This is a genomic window from Tsukamurella strandjordii (assembly GCF_039525985.1).
In the GTDB taxonomy this organism is placed as follows: Bacteria; Actinomycetota; Actinomycetes; order Mycobacteriales; family Mycobacteriaceae; genus Tsukamurella; species Tsukamurella strandjordii.
In genome coordinates this window covers 858241-874408 of record NZ_BAAAII010000002.1, presented here as the reverse complement: position 1 = coordinate 874408, position 16168 = coordinate 858241, and the positions used below count along the sequence as shown (strand labels likewise).

20 protein-coding genes are annotated in these 16168 nt (G+C 70.5%); 10 read left to right on the top strand and 10 right to left on the bottom strand.

The annotated features are described in order from the left end of the window. The first annotated feature begins 23 nt into the window (after positions 1–23). Positions 24–590 (top strand): 3-hydroxy-9,10-secoandrosta-1,3,5(10)-triene-9,17-dione monooxygenase reductase subunit, encoded by a 567-nt coding sequence (gene hsaB, locus ABD108_RS05110; RefSeq protein ID WP_220656684.1) that lies wholly within the window; start codon positions 24–26, stop codon positions 588–590. A 74-nt stretch (positions 591–664) separates the two neighbouring features. Here hsaB and ABD108_RS05105 read toward each other — a convergent pair whose 3' ends face one another. Beyond that, positions 665–1390, bottom strand: coding sequence for an HdeD family acid-resistance protein (locus tag ABD108_RS05105; protein WP_220656683.1), 726 nt, complete (start codon positions 1388–1390; stop codon positions 665–667). Between the two features lie 97 nt (positions 1391–1487). Beyond that, a complete protein-coding gene (locus ABD108_RS05100; RefSeq protein ID WP_220656681.1) occupies positions 1488–1823 on the bottom strand; it encodes an antibiotic biosynthesis monooxygenase family protein in 336 nt (111 codons plus the stop codon). A 31-nt stretch (positions 1824–1854) separates the two neighbouring features. Here ABD108_RS05100 and ABD108_RS05095 point away from each other — a divergent pair, with 31 nt between their 5' ends. From ABD108_RS05095 to ABD108_RS05080, 4 genes are all read left to right on the top strand, one after another. Then, positions 1855–2625: an alpha/beta fold hydrolase gene (locus ABD108_RS05095; protein WP_343929643.1), complete on the top strand. Its 771-nt coding sequence runs from the start codon at positions 1855–1857 to the stop codon at positions 2623–2625. Between the two features lie 2 nt (positions 2626–2627). Further along, a complete protein-coding gene (locus ABD108_RS05090) occupies positions 2628–3416 on the top strand; it encodes an Fpg/Nei family DNA glycosylase (protein WP_343929641.1) in 789 nt (262 codons plus the stop codon). 78 nt (positions 3417–3494) lie between these two features. Beyond that, positions 3495–4430 (top strand): SDR family oxidoreductase, encoded by a 936-nt coding sequence (locus ABD108_RS05085; RefSeq protein WP_220656678.1) that lies wholly within the window; start codon positions 3495–3497, stop codon positions 4428–4430. Continuing rightward, a complete protein-coding gene (locus ABD108_RS05080) occupies positions 4414–4983 on the top strand; it encodes a TetR/AcrR family transcriptional regulator (protein ID WP_343929639.1) in 570 nt (189 codons plus the stop codon). The genes ABD108_RS05085 and ABD108_RS05080 overlap by 17 nt, the downstream gene beginning before the upstream one ends. Position 4984: 1 nt before the next feature. Here ABD108_RS05080 and ABD108_RS05075 read toward each other — a convergent pair whose 3' ends face one another. From ABD108_RS05075 to ABD108_RS05060, 4 genes are read right to left on the bottom strand one after another with little or no spacing between them, the layout of a single operon-like run. Further along, positions 4985–5704 (bottom strand): DsbA family oxidoreductase, encoded by a 720-nt coding sequence (locus ABD108_RS05075; protein WP_343929637.1) that lies wholly within the window; start codon positions 5702–5704, stop codon positions 4985–4987. 44 nt (positions 5705–5748) lie between these two features. After that, positions 5749–6594 (bottom strand): SDR family NAD(P)-dependent oxidoreductase, encoded by an 846-nt coding sequence (locus ABD108_RS05070; protein ID WP_305110211.1) that lies wholly within the window; start codon positions 6592–6594, stop codon positions 5749–5751. A gap of 10 nt (positions 6595–6604) precedes the next feature. Continuing rightward, positions 6605–7525 carry an oxygenase MpaB family protein gene (locus tag ABD108_RS05065; RefSeq protein WP_343929635.1) on the bottom strand — a complete coding sequence of 307 codons (921 nt, stop codon included), beginning with the start codon at positions 7523–7525 and terminating at the stop codon, positions 6605–6607. Between the two features lie 44 nt (positions 7526–7569). Then, entirely contained in the window at positions 7570–8355 is a 786-nt protein-coding gene (locus ABD108_RS05060; protein WP_425579761.1) for an HhH-GPD family protein, read from the bottom strand. A 144-nt stretch (positions 8356–8499) separates the two neighbouring features. On the opposite strand from ABD108_RS05060, the gene ABD108_RS05055 reads away from it, so the two are divergent. Beyond that, positions 8500–9153: a carbonic anhydrase gene (locus ABD108_RS05055; RefSeq protein ID WP_343929632.1), complete on the top strand. Its 654-nt coding sequence runs from the start codon at positions 8500–8502 to the stop codon at positions 9151–9153. Positions 9154–9213: 60 nt separating this feature from the next. Beyond that, entirely contained in the window at positions 9214–10017 is an 804-nt protein-coding gene (locus ABD108_RS05050; protein WP_343929630.1) for a BsuPI-related putative proteinase inhibitor, read from the top strand. Here ABD108_RS05050 and disA read toward each other — a convergent pair. The 3 genes from disA to ABD108_RS05035 are packed head-to-tail and all read right to left on the bottom strand — an operon-like array spanning position 10014 to position 13139. Then, a complete protein-coding gene (gene disA / locus ABD108_RS05045) occupies positions 10014–11096 on the bottom strand; it encodes a DNA integrity scanning diadenylate cyclase DisA (protein ID WP_220656672.1) in 1083 nt (360 codons plus the stop codon). The two genes, ABD108_RS05050 and disA, sit on opposite strands and share 4 nt — an antisense overlap. Before the next feature lie 10 nt (positions 11097–11106). Then, on the bottom strand, positions 11107–12492 hold the full coding sequence (gene radA / locus ABD108_RS05040; RefSeq protein WP_220658477.1) for a DNA repair protein RadA: 1386 nt from the start codon (positions 12490–12492) through the stop codon (positions 11107–11109). Positions 12493–12545: 53 nt separating this feature from the next. Further along, positions 12546–13139 (bottom strand): hypothetical protein, encoded by a 594-nt coding sequence (locus ABD108_RS05035; protein ID WP_305110208.1) that lies wholly within the window; start codon positions 13137–13139, stop codon positions 12546–12548. Positions 13140–13429: 290 nt separating this feature from the next. On the opposite strand from ABD108_RS05035, the gene ABD108_RS05030 reads away from it, so the two are divergent. The 3 genes from ABD108_RS05030 to ispF are packed head-to-tail and all read left to right on the top strand — an operon-like array spanning position 13430 to position 15047. Continuing rightward, positions 13430–13918, top strand: coding sequence for a CarD family transcriptional regulator (locus ABD108_RS05030; RefSeq protein WP_220656670.1), 489 nt, complete (start codon positions 13430–13432; stop codon positions 13916–13918). Continuing rightward, positions 13915–14577: a 2-C-methyl-D-erythritol 4-phosphate cytidylyltransferase gene (ispD, locus tag ABD108_RS05025; RefSeq protein WP_343929708.1), complete on the top strand. Its 663-nt coding sequence runs from the start codon at positions 13915–13917 to the stop codon at positions 14575–14577. Before ABD108_RS05030 ends, ispD begins: the two co-directional genes overlap by 4 nt. Continuing rightward, positions 14574–15047, top strand: coding sequence for a 2-C-methyl-D-erythritol 2,4-cyclodiphosphate synthase (ispF, locus tag ABD108_RS05020; protein ID WP_343929628.1), 474 nt, complete (start codon positions 14574–14576; stop codon positions 15045–15047). The genes ispD and ispF overlap by 4 nt, the downstream gene beginning before the upstream one ends. A gap of 161 nt (positions 15048–15208) precedes the next feature. Here the strand turns inward: ispF and rarD are convergent, their stop codons facing one another. Continuing rightward, positions 15209–16132, bottom strand: a complete 924-nt coding sequence (gene rarD, locus ABD108_RS05015) for an EamA family transporter RarD (RefSeq protein WP_255585535.1) — start codon at positions 16130–16132, stop codon at positions 15209–15211. Positions 16133–16168 lie beyond the last annotated feature (36 nt).

Genomic DNA, 16168 nt, shown 5'->3' with positions numbered 1-16168 from the left:
CGGTGCCGGAGTAGGTTCGACATATGACTGCACCGGGGCCGGACGAGCCGAATTTCGATGCACGCACCTTCCGCCACGTCATGGGACAGTTCTGTACCGGGGTCACGATCATCGGCACGACCTCGGCCGAGGGGAAGCCCGTCGGCTTCGCCTGCCAGTCGTTCGCGGCCCTGTCGTTGGACCCGCCGCTGGTGCTGTTCTGCCCGATGAAGACCTCGCGGACGTGGAAGCACATCGAGACCTCCGGAACCTTCTCGGTGTCCGTGCTGGGGCACGCGCAGGAGTCGGTGAGCGCCGCCTTCGGCAGGTCTGTGGACGACAAGTACGAGGGGCTCGACTGGAGTCCTTCGCCGCTCGGCAACCCCACGATCAACGGCTCGCTGACGTGGATGGACTGCACCCTGGAGAACGTGCTCGACGGCGGCGATCATCACATCGCGATCGGCCGCGTGCACTCGCTCGGCACGGTCAGCGAGGAGAAGCCGCTGCTGTTCTACCGCGGCGCCTACCTGTCCACCGAGCATCCCCGCCTGCACCCCGCGGCGAGCCTGGAGTCCTTCCTCACCTGGGACGCCGGCGCCTGGCTCTGAACCACTGCGGCGGCCCTCACGCCGGCGGCCCCCACGACCGTGAGGTCGAGGGGGCCGCTGACGTTTCGGGGGGACTACTGACCGTCGGTCTTGTCCCCGTCGGTCTGGGCACCATCGGTGGTGCGGTGCTGCTGGACGCGATCGCTGATGCCGTCGAGACGCTGCGTAACAGCGCCTTCGACCCGGCCGACGGTGGCGTCGATCTTGCCGGTGACATCGTCGACCTTCTGGGCGACCTCCTTCGCTGCGCTGCGCAGGCGGAAGGCTCCCACGATCTCCACCAGGCCGATCGCGATGGCGAAGATGCCGGTCACCAGCATCAGGACCATCATGCTGTCCCACGGGCTGGCGATGAGGACGAAGCCGCCGATCAGCGTGAGAACGCCCGCGATGATGGTCCAGGTGCGATGCGGGAGGTGCTGGCCCGCAACGCCGGCGGTCACGCCCCAGACGCCGCCGAAGATCCAGCTGATGCCGATGAAGACGCCGAGCACCGCGACGGAGTTGGCGATGTCGTCACGGAAGCAGAACGCGCCGAGCACGAGCGCCAGCGCGCCGCTGACGATCGACAGCAGGCGGTTGTCCGAATCGCCCATGATGCCTTCGACGATCTGTACCAGACCGCCGACGATGAGGAAGATCCCGAACATGATTCCGGCGACGAGGGTCGTGGGGCCGGGCCACACCAGGATGACGACGCCGAAGAGGATCGACAGGATTCCGAGCGCGAGCAGCGACCACCAGGCCTGTTTGGTCTTGGTCTCGATGTCCTGACGGAGAGCAGCAGTTCTTGTAGCCATGCCCGCACCATATGCGATCACACCAACTCGAACAACCATGGTTGGAGAACTGTTCGGAAATCACTCGCCGCGCTCGCGGCGAGCCGCGCCGGTGTGGCTACTGTGCGGGCTTGGCCGAGACGTTCAGTACGACCTCGAACTCGAGCAGATCGGCGCCGGTGGCGACGGGCTTGCGGCCCTCGCCGCCGTTCGGATCACGCTCACCCGCATGGGCCTGCCGCGCCGGGCCGTCGCGCCAGGCGGCGAAGGCCTCCTCCGACTCCCACTCGGTGACCACGAAGTAGCGGTCGTCGCCCTTCACGGGGCGCAGCAGCTGGAAGCCGAGGAAGCCGGGCGAGTTCTCCACGGCGTGGGCGCGGTTCGCGAACCGCTTCTCGAGCTCGGGTCCCGCGGCCTCGGGGACATGGATGGCGTTGATCTTCACTACCGACATGCGTCCAACATAGCCCGGTAAGTTGGTCTCTGTGGATGAGTGTGTGGGGCTGCGGGATTGGGGTGGCCGTGAAGACGGCCGGCCGATCGTGCTGCTGCACGGCCTGATGGGCCGCGGCCGCACCTGGCGGCGGCAGATCCCCTGGTTGCGGCGCTACGGCCGGGTGTTCACCTTCGACGCCGAATTCCACCGCGGAGCGGGCTTCCCGCTGCCCGCCGGCGACATCTCCACCGAGCGCTTCGTGGCCGATGTCGCCGAGATCCTCACGCTGCTCGATCAGGGGCCGGCGGTGCTCATCGGTCATTCGATGGGCGGCCTGCACGCCTGGTGCACCGCCGCCGAGTATCCCGAACTCGTCGATGCGCTGGTGGTCGAGGACATGTCGCCCGAGTTCACCGGCCAGTCCACCGACACCTGGGCGCCGTGGTTCGCCAGTTGGCCCTCGCGGTTCGCCTCCCAGGCGCAGTGCGAGGCGATGTTCGGCCCCGTGGCCGGGCGCTACTTCTACGAGGCCTTCGACGACGGTGTGCTGCACGGCGATCTGGACACCTTCCGTTCGATCGCGGATCACTGGGGCCCGCGCGATCACTGGGATCAGTGGCGCGCCGTGGCCGCTCCCACCCTGCTGATTGAGGCCGAGTTCTCCGTCGTCCCACCCGGTGTCGGCGCGCGCATGGTGCGTGAGTACACGGGGCCCGACCTGCGGTACGCCGTCTTCGACGGTGCCGGACACCTCGCCCACGACGACGCCCCGGAGCGCTACCGCGGCGCCGTCGAGGCTTTCCTCGCCGGCCTGGACTAGCGATGCCCGAGGGCGACACCCTGCACAACCTGGCCGCCCGGCTGCGGCCGGTCCTCGTGGGGCGGGAGCTCGCCGGCTGTGATCTGCGCGTGCCGCGGTACGCCACCGTCGACCTCACGGGCCGCACCGTGGACGCCGTGACCGCCCGCGGCAAGCACCTGCTGATCGTGCTCGGCGACCGTACGCTGCACAGCCACCTGAAGATGGAGGGCCAGTGGCACGTGTACCGGCCCGGCGAGCGCTGGCGGAAGCCCGGGCACACCGCCCGCGCGGTGCTCACCGTCGAGGGTGCGCAGGTGGTGGGCTTCTCACTCGGCCTTCTCGAGGTGCTCGCCACCGAGGCGGTCGACGGTGCGCTCGCCCACCTCGGGCCCGATCCGCTCGGCCCGGACTGGGACGCCGAGCGCGCCGCCGCGAACCTCGGCGCCGATCCTGCGCGCCCCATCGGCCTCGCGCTGCTGGACCAGCGCGCCCTCGCCGGTGTGGGAAACGTCTATCGCAACGAGCTGTGCTTCGTGCGCGGTACGCACCCGGCGACTCCCGTCGCCGACTGCGGTGATCTGCGGGGCTGGGCCGACGAGGCCGCGCGCCTGCTGCGCGCGAACCTGGGGCGCAGCAGGCGGGTGACCACGGGCGTCGATCGAAACGGGTTGCGCGCCTTCGTCTACGACCGTGCGCGGCGATCTTGTCTGCGGTGCGGCACGGCGATCGTCGCGGGCTCGCTCGGCGCCGTGGGGGAGGCGGAGCGAACCATCTGGTGGTGTCCGCGCTGCCAACCCGACAAGAAATAACTAACTGGTTGGTTGACAGGTGTGGCTCCCGGGTCTAGTCTTTCAACTAACCAGTTAGTTGAATCGAAGGAGAACGAGATGTACCAGGTCAGCGACCAGTCGGGCACGACCTTCGTGGTCACCGGATCGAACAGCGGAACCGGCAAGGAGGCGACGAAACGGCTCGCCGCCGCGGGCGCGACGGTGATCATGGCGGTGCGCACCCCGGAGAAGGGCGAGAGCGCCCGCGCGGAGATCCTCGCTCAGGTGCCCGGCGCCGATATCGCGGTACGCCGCCTCGACCTCGCGGACCTGTCCTCGGTGCGGGCCTTCGCGGACGGCATCATCGCCGACGGCGTCGCGGTGGACGTGCTCGTCAACAACGCGGGCGTGATGACCCCGCCCGAGCGGTTCGAGACCGCCGACGGATTCGAGTTGCAATTCGGCTCGAACTTCCTCGGCCCCTTCGCCCTGACGAATCTGCTGCTGCCCGTGCTGCTGAAGTCGGCGGCACCGCGGGTGACCACGATGAGCTCCGGAATGGCGAACTTCGGCCGCATCGACTTCGCCGATCCGCAATCGGTGCAGCGCTATTCGCCGTCACGCGCCTACGCCCAGTCGAAGCTGGCCGATCTGCTGATGGCCAATCACCTGGCCGCCGAGAGCGATCGGCGCGGCTGGGGCCTGCTCAGCGATGCCGCGCACCCGGGCTACACCCAGACCAATCTCCAGACCGCCGGTGCCAGCCTCGGCGCGAGCGATGTCCGGGAATCCATCATCACCCGCTTCGGCGGCAGGCTCCTGCCCTCGCAGCAGCCCGAGCAGGGCGCCGAGCCGCTCCTGTACGCGGCGAGCGATCCGGCCGCACGCAACGGCGAGTACTACGGTCCGCAGGGACGATTCGGCCTCGTCGGTCCCGCCGGGGTGACGAAGAAGAACGCCCGGATGCGGGACGCCGACGTCGCCGCGCGGCTGTGGAAGTACGCTGCGGAGGTGACCGGAACCGACTTGCCGCGCGATGCCGCCCGCGGCTAAGCAGCAGCGCGACGCTGCCGCCACCAAGGCGCGCCTGCTGGACGCCGCGACCACCGAGTTCGCCGAGTACGGGCTCGCCGGCGCGCGCGTGGACCGGATCGCCGCCGCGGCCGAGGCCAACAAGCAGCTGATCTACGCCTACTTCGGCAACAAGCGCCAGCTCTTCGACGCCGTCATCGAGTTCCGGGTGGCCGATCTGCTCGAGACCGTGCCCTTCACCGCCGACGATCTCCCCGGCTACGCCGTGCGCCTGCGCGGGTTCAACCGGTCGCACCCCGAACTGATGCGACTCGTCCTGTGGCACGCGCTCGAATGCCCGGGCGAGCTCGTGCAACTGGAGTCCACGGCCGGATCGAACGTGAAGAAGATCGAGGCGCTGCAGGCCGCGCAGAAGGCGGGGAAGGTCACGGCAGCCGTCCCGGCGCCCACGCTCCTGATCGAGATCCTGGCCCTGATCCACGGCGATGTCCTGACCGGCGGCAGCGACGCCGCCGCAGTGGCGATCGACGATGCCGCGCTGGCCGCGGCCGTCGAGAAGCTCGCCGCGCCCTGAATCAGTCGCGGGCGGGCAGCTCGCAGCCGTCGGGACCGCACGCGGAGGCATCGTCGTCACCGATCACGGTGAGCGGCTCGGGGCGGTCCGCCCACGCGCGATCGAGCGCCTGGGTGAACACCGAGGGCAGCTGTGCACCCGAGACGGCGTACTTGCCGTCGAAGACGAAGAAGGGCACGCCGTTGATACCGATCTTCGAGGCCGTGGCCTCATCGGCGCGGACGGCATCGGCGTAGGCGGTCTCGTCGTCGAGCACGGCGCGGGCGGCGGCACCGTCGAACCCGGCGGACTCGGCGATCGCCACCAGGCGCTCGCGATCGCCGAAGGCCGGGTCGGCCGAGGCGAAGTTCGCCGCGTAGAGGGCGTCCAGGAGAGCCTCCTGGCGTCCGAGCTCCAGCGCCCAGTGCAGCAGCCGGTGCATGTCGAAGCTGTTGCCGGCGTCGCGACCGGATACCTGGTACTGCAGTCCCAGTTCCTGCGCCTGCGCGCCGAGGCCGCGTTCGTTCGCCGCGGCCTCGGCCTCGCTGATGCCGTACTTCTTCGCGATCATCGGGACCACCGGCTCCGATGAGCCCGGCGTCGCCGAGGGGTCGAGCTCGAACGATCGGTGGATCACCTGGACATCACCCGAGTGCTCGAAGCCCTCAAGGGCCTTCTCGAATCGGGCCTTGCCGATGTAGCAGAAGGGGCAGTTGATATCGGTCCAGACGTCCACGCGCATATCCGGTCCAACGCCCGACGGTGCGCCCCCATTCCGCGGGGGGCTCACACCGGGTAGGTGAAGCCCGTCAGTCGCTCGGAGACGTCCCACAGCTCGGCCCACTTCGCGGTGTCCTTCGACTCCGCGGTGGTGGAGCACTTACCCACCCGGCCGCGGGTCTGGAACAGCTGGCTCGGACCCCACCACGGGTGCGGATCGAGATCGCGATCGGTGGCGGCCAGCACCAGCGCCTCGGCGGCCTGCTCCGGCGGATTCGACAGCAGCGAGACCGCTTGCCGGGCCACCCGGTCGAGCGGGGTCTCGGTGCGGGTGAACAGGCCCGTGGGCGAGACACCGGGATGCACGTAGTAGGCGCGCTTGTCCGAACCCGCCGCCTCGAACCGGCGCTGCAGCTCGCGCGCGAACATCATGTTCGCCAGCTTGCTCTGGCCGTAGGCCTCGCTGCGCAGGTACTTGCGGTGCTCGTAGTTCGGATCGTCCATCCGCCAGCGGTAGTTCTGCCGGTGCGCCACCGAGGAGACGGCCACCACGCGATCGGTGAGCCGGTCGAGCAGCAGCCCGGTCAGCAGGAAGTGCCCGAGGTGGTTCACGCCGAACTGCATCTCGAAGTCCTGCTTGGTCCGCTTGAGCGGGATGTTCATCAGGCCGGCGTTGTTCACCAGCACGTCGACCTCGCCGACGGTGTCGGCGAAGGCGCGCACGGAATCGAGATCGCCCAGATCGAGCTCACCGACGGTGACGTCACCGTCGATCCCGTCGGCGATGCGCTGCGCACCGTCGACGTCCCGGCAGGCCATCACGACGCGGCCGCCGGTGGCGGCGAGGCGGCGCGTGACGACCTGGCCGAGGCCGCCGTTCGCGCCGGTCACAACATAGGTAGGAGTGGTCATGGAAACCACACTACGAGGCGCTCGCGCGGCTGTACCGCTCCCGGGCCTGCGCCGGGGTCACGGTGCCGCTGCTGGGCTCGCGCTCCTGGGCGAAATGCCGGCGCAGGATGTCGCCCGTCATCGGGGCCACGAACGCCCCGAGCCGGACGGTGCCCGCGGCGTGTTGGGCCGATGCCGCACGCACCGCCAGGCGCACGGCCTGCGGGTATGCGGCGTCGACGAGCCGCGGCTGGTCGAAACCGCCCACCTCCCGCATCCACCGCGGCAGGGTGGCGATCGTGGCCGGGGCGATCAGCGATCCACCGACCCGCAACCGCACGCCGCGCTCACGCGGGCGCAGCAGGTAGTGCATGCCGCGGCGGGCGCGCTCGGTGAGGGCGAGGCTCGGCCGCACGCGGTCGAAGTACGCGCGCACCTCCTCCCGCGACGACGGCACATCGGCGGGATCGCAGGTCTGCAGCTCGGCGGCCGTCACGCAGTCGCGCCAGTACTGCGCCTCGTCCTCCGCGCTGAGCGGACCGGGCCCGTACATCTCGTAGCACTTGAGCACCGAGTGCCAGCCGGTCACATGGATCCACAGCTGCGAGGCGGGATTGTTGGCGCTGTACCGCTTTCCGGTGACCGGCTCGATGCCGGTGGCCTTGCGGTGCACGTCCATCAGGTGCTCGGACGCCGCGATCGCCGTGCGTGAATCGGCCGTCGCGACCACCAGGAAGTAGGCGAGCGTGCGATCGAGCCGGCCGAACGGATCGGTGTAGATGCCGCCCGAATCGGCGACCGCGGCGGTGAGGTTCGGATCGAAGTGCTCCAGCACCACGGAGCGCTGGAAGCCGATCAGGGCGGTGGGCGCGGCCCACACCCTCCAGGTGGGGGACTCGGGGCCGAAGAATCCCTGGTCGGTGACGCGCAAGGGACCATCTGAGAGCTTCATGGTGCGAATCTATCACCAATTCCTACATGAGTGTAGAAAAAGTTTCAGGACTCCCCGGCCAGCGCGAACCGGCCGTCGCGGGTCTGCTCGATCAGTCCGTCCACCAGCAACGAATCCAGCGCGCGGTCGCGCTGCGCGGGATCGCGCTCCCAGGCCACATCGAGCGCGGCACGGGGAACCGCACCGTCGGCGGCGCGCAGCACGTCCAGCAGGCGACCCCGGGCCTGCCGGTCCGTGCCCTCGTACTTCTGCACCTTCCGCGGCGCGACGGTGCCCGCCGGTGCGCCCGCCGCGAGCCACGCGCATCCCTCAGCGATCGGACAGGCCTCGCATCGCGGCGAGCGCGCCGTGCACACCAGCGCGCCCAACTCCATCAGCGCGGCGGACAGTCTCGGGCGACGCTGCACCGGAACGGTTTCCAGTACCGCCGTCGCGGCGGCGAGATCGCGCTTGGCCGACGGAGCCGCGGCATCCGATTCGCCCGCCTCCGCGCGGGCCAGCACGCGCCGCACGTTGATGTCGACCACCGGGACGTCCTGCCCGAAGGCGAAACAGGCCACCGCGCGGGCGGTGTAGTCCCCGATCCCGGGCAGATCCAGCAGATCCTCGACGGAGTCCGGCACCACCCCGTCGAACCGGTCGACGATCGCCTGCGCGCAGGCGTGCAACCGCATCGCGCGGCGCGGGTAGCCGAGTTTGCCCCACGCGCGCACCGCATCGGCACCGGTCGCGGCCGCGAGGTCGGCGGGGGTGGGCCACCGCCGCACCCACTCGCGCCACACCGGCTCGACGCGCACCACCGGGGTCTGCTGCAGCATCACCTCACTCATCAGGATCTGCCACGGCGTCACCCCCTCGGCGCGCCACGGGAGATCGCGCTCGGCTACGTCGAACCAGTGAAGAACCGATGTGAAATCCGATGCGATCTTCGGGCCTGAGTCGTGGTGGCGGTGCACACCAGGCAGTATGAACCCATGCCTACTTCGACACCTCCGGGCGCCTGGCGCGCCCTCCGTGACGGTAACCGGCGATTCGTGGAGGGCGCGTCCATCCACCCGAACCAGGGCGCCTCCCGCGTCGCCGAACTCACCTCAGGCCAGGCCCCCACCGCGGTCCTGTTCGGCTGCGGCGACTCCCGCGTGGCCGCCGAGGTGATCTTCGATCAGGGCCTCGGTGACATGTTCGTGGTGCGCACCGCCGGCCACATCATCGACTCCGCCGTGCTCGGCTCCATCGAGTACGCGATCGAGGTGCTCGGCGTCCCGCTGATCGCCATCCTCGGCCACGACAGCTGCGGCGCCGTCGCCGCCACCGTGAACTCGCTCGACACCGGGACCATGCCCCCGGGGTACATCCGCGACATCGTCGAGCGGCTCGCCCCGTCGATCCTGGCCGGCCGCCGCGAGGGCCTCACCGAGGTCAACGAGTTCACCGCGCAGCACGTGGAGGAGACGGCGCTGCTGCTCCGGGAGCGCTCGCGGATCATCGACGACCACGTGGCGGACGGCCGCGTGGCCATCGTCGGCCTCACCTACGAGCTGGCCGAGGGCAAGGTGCACCTGCGCAGCGTGGTCGGCGACATCGGCGAGGCGCCGACGACGCCCTTCCAGGCCGTCGATCCGGCCTGACTTCTCGACACGCCGCCGCAGGTCAGCGGCCCTAGGCCGCGGAAACGCTACCGTTGAACCGTGCTTGAACCCAACGGACCCCTGCCGCCCGAGATCTACTGGCGCCGCCGCGTGCTGGCCGCTGCTCTCGCGGCGCTGGCGGTGCTCGTGGTGGTCCTGCTGATCGTCTTCGTCGGCGGCGGCAAGGATTCGTCGGACCCCGCCGCGGCGAACTCCTCGGCGGCCACCACCACCGACCTGCCCACGGGGCAGCCGCCCTCGAGCGGTGAATCGGCGGCGCCCGGAGGCGGTTCGGCGGGCGGGCAGAGCGGTGCACCCCAGTCCGGCGCGGCCCAGTCGGGTGCCCCGCAGTCCGGCGCCGCCTCGGGCGCCCCGCAATCCGGCCAGCCCGGCGCCGGTGTGCCCACTCCGGGCGCAGTCGTCGCCGGCGGGCCCTGCCCGGACACCAACATCTCGGTGGTCGTCGCGGCCGATAAGCCCTCCTACGCCGTCGGCGAGCAGCCGACCTTCGAGGCCACCGTGACCAACGCCGGCTCGGTGCCCTGCGGGCGCGACATCGGCACCGGCCAGCAGCAGCTGATGGTGCTCACCCTCGACGGCTCGAAGCAGCTGTGGTCGAACTTCGACTGCACCTTCCAGCCGGAGATCAAGAACGAGGTGCTGCAGCCGGGCCAGCAGATCCGGTACAAGCTGCAGTGGGCCGGTACCACCTCGGCGCCCGGCTGCCAGGCGCAGCGCGTCCCGGTGGCCCCCGGCGCCTACCAGGTGGTGGCCCAGTTCGGCGCCAAGCGTAGTGCGCCCGTCACGTTCAACGTGACCAAGCCAGCGCCGGAGCCCGCTCCCGCCCCGGCCCCCGGCGGCTAGTAGCGCTCCACCGAGAGCTCGGACAGGCGCGAGAGTCCCTCACGCACCTGACGCGCCCACACGGCGCCCACCCCGGGCACCGCCTGCAGATCCGCGGCCGATGCGGCGAGCAGGGTCTGCAGGGAGCCGAAAGCCGCCACCAGCGCATCGATCTGGTGTCGCTGCAGCCGGGGCACCGAACCGAGCAGCCGGTAGCCGCGCGGCGAGACCGGCTCGTCCTGCGCCTCCACGGTGCCCGAGAACCCCAGGGCCGCAGCCACCGTGGTCGCGGTCAGCAGATCGGCATCGGTGAGCGCGTCGATCCGGGCCACCACCTCGCTCACATCCGCATCGCCGGGGAGGTAGTCCCGCAGCACCGGTTCGCGTAGTGAGACGGACTCGCCCAGAAGGTCTTCCAGTTGCAGCGCGATCTGCCGCCCCGAGGTGCCCAGCTCCAGCACCGACTGCTCGATCTCGATCGCCAGGCGCCGCACCAACTCCAGGCGCTGCACCACGTGCGTCACCTCGCGCACCGCCACCACGTCCTCGATCTCGGCGCGCGACAGCTCGCCCAACACCTCGTCGAGCCGGTGCCGATACCGCTCCAGCGTGGCGATCGCGAGGTTGGCCCGCGACAGGATCGGCGCCGCGTCCTCGACCACGTGCCGCACGCCGCCCACGTAGGCGTGCACGATCGACATCGACGCGCTCACCGAGATCACCGGGAACCCCGTCTGCACCGCCGCGCGCTCCGCGGAACGGTGCCGGGTGCCGGACTCCTGGGTGGGGATCGCCGGATCGGGCACAAGCTGCACGTTCGCCCGCACGATCCGCGCCCCGTCGGTGGACAGCACCACCGCACCGTCCATCTTGGACAGCTCGCGCAGCCGCGTCGGGGCGAACTCGACGTCCAGGTGGAAGCCGCCGTCGCAGATCCGCTCCACGGCCTCGTCGTAGCCCAGCACGATGAGGGCGCCGGTGCGGCCGCGCAGGATCCGCTCGATGCCGTCGCGCAGGCCGGTGCCGGGCGCCAGCCGGATCACCGTGTCCCGCAGCGCGGTGTTGCCCGCGAAGGCGTCGTCCGCGACGTCGAGGTCCATGCGGCTCAGATTAACCCTTGCGCAGCCCCGACAGGCGGACGGCGTCCGCCACGGTCGAGGCCTCGGCGATCCGCATATCGCCCACCCGGAGCTTCTCCTGGGAGGGCGGCACGATCGCGTGGGTGAAGCCGAGCCGGTGCGCCTCGGCCAGGCGGCGCTCGAGTCCGGTGACCCGTCGCACCTCGCCGGCCAGGCCCACCTCGCCCAGCACCACGGTGTGCGGGCGCAGCGCCTTATCGGCGTTGCCGGACGCGATCGCCAGGGCCAGCGCCAGATCCGCGGCGGGCTCGGTGATCTTCATGCCGCCCACGGTGGCGGTGTACACGTCCTTCTGCGGCAGGTTCTCGACGCCGCCGTAGCGGGAGAGCACCGCGAGGATCATCGCCACCCGCGCCCCGTCGAGACCCGAGACCGCGCGTCGCGGCTGGGGGAGCGGGGTGGGCGTCACGAGGGCCTGCAGCTCGCCCAGCATGGGCCGCTTACCGTCGAGCCCGACGGTGACCGCGGTGCCGGGGACGGCCTCGTCGCGATGGTGCAGGAACAGGCCCGACGGGTCGGTGACCTCGACGATGCCGGACTCGCGCTGCTCGAAGCAGCCCACCTCGTCGGAGGCGCCGAAGCGGTTCTTGATGCCGCGCACCATGCGCAGCGTGGAGTGCTTGTCGCCCTCGAAGCTGAGCACCACGTCCACCAGGTGCTCCAGCGAGCGGGGCCCGGCCACCGCGCCGTCCTTGGTCACGTGCCCCACGAGGATGACGGCGATGCCCGTCGCCTTGGCGAGGGACGTGAGCGTCGCGGTGATCGCGCGGACCTGCGTGACGCCGCCGTGGACACCGTCGACGCCCGAGGCGGAGAGGGTCTGCACGGAGTCGACCACCATGAGGGTGGGGGAGATCTGCTCGACGTGGCCGAGCACGGTGCCGAGATCGGATTCCGCTGCGAGGTACAGCTTGTCGTTGAGTGCGCCGGTGCGTTCGGCGCGCAGCCGCACCTGGCCGGCGGACTCCTCGCCCGTCACGTACAGCGACTTTCCGCGGCCGGTGGACGCCCAGCGGTGCACCACCTCCAGCAGGAGGGTGGATTTGCCGACGCCGGGCTCGCCGGCCAGCAGGATCACCGAACCGGGCACGATGCCGCCGCCCAGCACGCGGTCGAGTTCGCCGATGCCCACCGGCAGCGCGCGGGTGGAGTTCGGATCGATCTTCGTGATCGGGACCGCCGGCGTCGTGGGCAATGTGAGCCCCACGTTGGCGGCGGGACCCGAAGCGCCGCCCGCGCGGACCGGGGTGCCCTCCTCCATCGTGGACCAGGCGCCGCACGACGGGCACCGGCCGACCCACTTGGCCACGGTGTGGCCGCATTCGGAGCAGGTGTACTGCACCTTCGGCTTGGCGATGGTGATCTACCTCGGGGTTCTCCGGCCGGTCGCCCGGCCTAGGAGGGCGCGGCTCAGTGGCCGCCGCCCTTGCCGCCGACCTCGGTGTCGCCGGTCACGGTGATGCCCGCGGCCGAGGCGGGAAGGGCACCGGCGTCGAGCGGCACGGCGATCTTCAGCGCGCCCGCCTTCTGCAGGTGGAAGGTGAGCTCGTTGGTGAGGCCGGGACGCCACGAGCCGTCCACCGGCAGGGTCACCTTGAGGCGGGTGATGTCGGAGCTCTCGTCGCTGTTCAGGGGCGCCGAGCCGTACAGCGAGGTACCGGCGGGCAGCGAGGTGTCGCCGCTGATGGTGGCGTTGCGGCCGTTCTGATCGGTGATCGCGACGAGGCGGTCGCCGCCGTTCTTGGCGTCGGGGTCGATGTTGCTCAGCACGAAGGCGAGCTTGCCCTGGCCGTTGGTCACCGGGTACAGCACGTGCACGTCGCTCAGGACCTTCTTCTGGTCGACGTAGTTGTGGTTGGCGCCGTTGACGGCGGCCACCTGGTTCGCGGTCTGCGAGATCTGCCCCGCACCGCAGGCGGACACCGACAGCAGGGCGCCGGTGGCGAGCAGGGCACCCGCGGCGGCGGTGAGGGTGCGTCGGGTCGAGACGGTGCGTGCGGACACGATTCCTCCAGTGTTCCCTCCGCGCGGCGGCACCCGCGTGCGGACGAGCTGAGTATGTCACCACGCAGCGTAGTAGAAGGCCGCTTGCGCCGCGCCGCCGGGCACCGGCGGCGGGTTCGCCGGGAGTCCGTCGGCCCCGGAAGGGGCGGGTTTCGGCGTTCGATGATTGCAGTGGAGAACATCCCGGACTGCGTTTGTCAAGCCCTGGATGACTCCTGACCTGCGGTGTTGCCGCGCAGCCCGATATCGCCCCGTGTTATCCTGGTCATATCGAAAGGGGCAAGGATCAGATGATTTTCAAGGTCGGAGACACCGTTGTCTACCCCCATCACGGTGCCGCACTGATCGAAGCTATCGAGATCAAGACCATCGGCGGTCGTGAGCGCGAGTACCTCGTGCTCAAGGTCGCACAGGGTGATCTGACGGTCAAGGTTCCCGCGGAGAACGCCGAGGTCGTCGGCGTTCGTGACGTGGTCGGCCAGGAGGGCCTGGACAAGGTGTTCGAGGTGCTTCGCGCGCCGCACACCGAGGAGCCCACCAACTGGTCGCGCCGGTACAAGGCCAATCTCGAGAAGCTCGCTTCGGGCGATGTGAACAAGGTGGCCGAGGTCGTTCGCGATCTCTGGCGTCGTGAGCAGGACCGCGGCCTGTCGGCGGGTGAGAAGCGCATGCTGACCAAGGCCCGTCAGATCCTCGTGGGCGAGCTCGCCCTCGCCGAGGCCACGGACGACGGCAACGCCGAGTCCCGGCTCGACGAGGCGCTGGCGGCGGCCTCCTGACGGTCGTCGCTCTCGTCCCGGCTGCGGGACAGGGGACTCGCCTCGGCCTGAATCGGCCGAAGGCGTTCGTGGAGTTGCGCGGTCGTGCGCTCCTGTCCTGGGCCGTGGACGGGCTCTTCGAGTCCGGCGCGGTCGATGAGGTGGTCGTCATGGTGCCCACCGACATGCTCTCCGATGCGCGGGCGCTCGTACCGAGCGCCCGCGTCGTCATCGGTGGGGCCGAACGCACCGATTCGGTGCGCGCGGGTCTCGCCGTGGCCGGCGCCCACGACCTCGTGCTCGTGCACGACGCCGCGCGTCCGCTCACCCCGCCCGCGATGATCGGGCGGGTGGTTCAGGCGCTGCGTGCGGGCGCCTCCGCGGTGATCCCGGTGCTGCCGGTGGCGGACACCGTCAAACAGGTCGACGCCGACGGCGCGGTGGTCGCCACCGTCGATCGCGCCCGGCTGCGCGCCGTACAGACACCGCAGGGATTCACCACCGAGGCCCTGCGCGCCGCCTACGAGGCCGCCCCGAACGAGTTGGCCACCGACGATGCGGGGCTGGTCGAGCGGGCCGGTGGCACCGTGCTCACGGTGCCGGGCGATCCGCTCGCCATGAAGATCACCACCGCCTTCGACCTGCGGGTCGCGCAGGCCCTGGCTCAGGAGCAGTCATGATCATTCCCCGCGTCGGCATCGGCACCGATGTACACCCGATCGAGCCGGGCCGCCCGTGCTGGATGCTCGGGCTGCTGTTCGACGGTGACGGCTGCTCCGGCCACTCCGACGGCGATGTGGCCGTGCACGCCCTGTGCGATGCCCTGCTCTCCGCGGGTGGCCTCGGCGACCTCGGTTCCGTCTTCGGGGTGGGTCGCAGCGACAACGTGGGCATCACCGGCGCGCAGATGCTCACCCAGGTCCGCGGGCTCCTCACCGAGGCGGGCTTCGCAGTGGGCAATGCCGCCGTGCAGTTCATCGGCAACCGGCCCAAGGTCGGGCCGCGCCGGGCCGAGGCGGAGCAGGTGCTCGGCGATCTGCTCGGAGCCCCGGTCTCGGTGTCCGCCACCACCACCGACGGTCTCGGGCTCACCGGTCGCGGCGAGGGCGTGGCGGCCGTGGCCACCGCGCTGGTCTACGCCGCCGGCTGATCACTGCCGGCCCATGCGCCGCCGCGCCCGGCCGGGCCGACCCGGTAGGGCGCATGTGTCGATCTCACGAGCCATGCGCCCCGCGCATACCCAGCAAAATCCCAGGTCACAGCAACTTTCCGCGCGCTCGGCCATGCGTGCCGCGCATCGCTCGCGGAGCGCTACCTCGCGGGCTGGCCGGACCGCGCGCGGCGCAACGTCCGCACGGTGTCGACCGTGAGCAGGATCAGCGCGATCCAGACGATCCCGAAACCGATCCAGCGTTCGGGGGAGAGGTGCTCGCCCAGGAAAAGCACCGCGCACAGCAGCTGCATGATGGGCGTCGCGAACTGGATCAATCCCACGGTCACGAGCGGGATCCGGCGCGCTGCGGCCGCGAAGAGCAGCAGCGGCACCGCGGTCGCGACACCCGCGAAGACCAGCAGCGCCGCGTGTCCGGCGCCGTGGCGCGCGAAGTCGAGACCGCCGCCCCACACGGCGATGCCCACGAGCACGGCGGCGGCGATCGGCGCCAGGATCGCCGTCTCCAGCGTCAGGCCCTGCAGCGCGTTCAGGTGCACTCCCACCTTGTTCTTCACCAGCCCGTACAAGCCGAAGGAGAAGGCCAGCGCCAGCGCCGTCACAGGGAAGGTCCCGGCCACCACCGCCAAGTAGACGAAGGCGAGCACGCCGATGCCGACCGCCACCCATTGCAGCGGCCGCAATCGCTCGCGCAGCACCACGACGCCGAGGGCCACCGTGACCAGTGGGTTGAGGAAGTAGCCGAGCGCAGCGTCCGACGTGTGGCCGGACGTGACCGCCACGATGTACACGATCCAGTTGGTGGAGATCAGCAGCGCGGCGATCGTCACCCCGGCCAGCAGTCGCGGCTGCCGCAGGACCGGGCGGATCCAGCCGAGGTCGCGGAGAATCACCAGCGCGGCGACGCAGAGCACCAGCGTCCACAGGATGCGGTGGGCCAGGATCTCCCACGCCCCGGTGGGTTTGAGCGCGTCGAAGTAGAGGGGGAACAGGCCCCACAGCAGGTAGGCGCCGATGCCCATGGCGGTGCCCCGGGTCACCTCGGAGACGTCGCGTTCGGCCACCGAATGAACCTACCCATGAGCCGCCGTGGCCGAGAA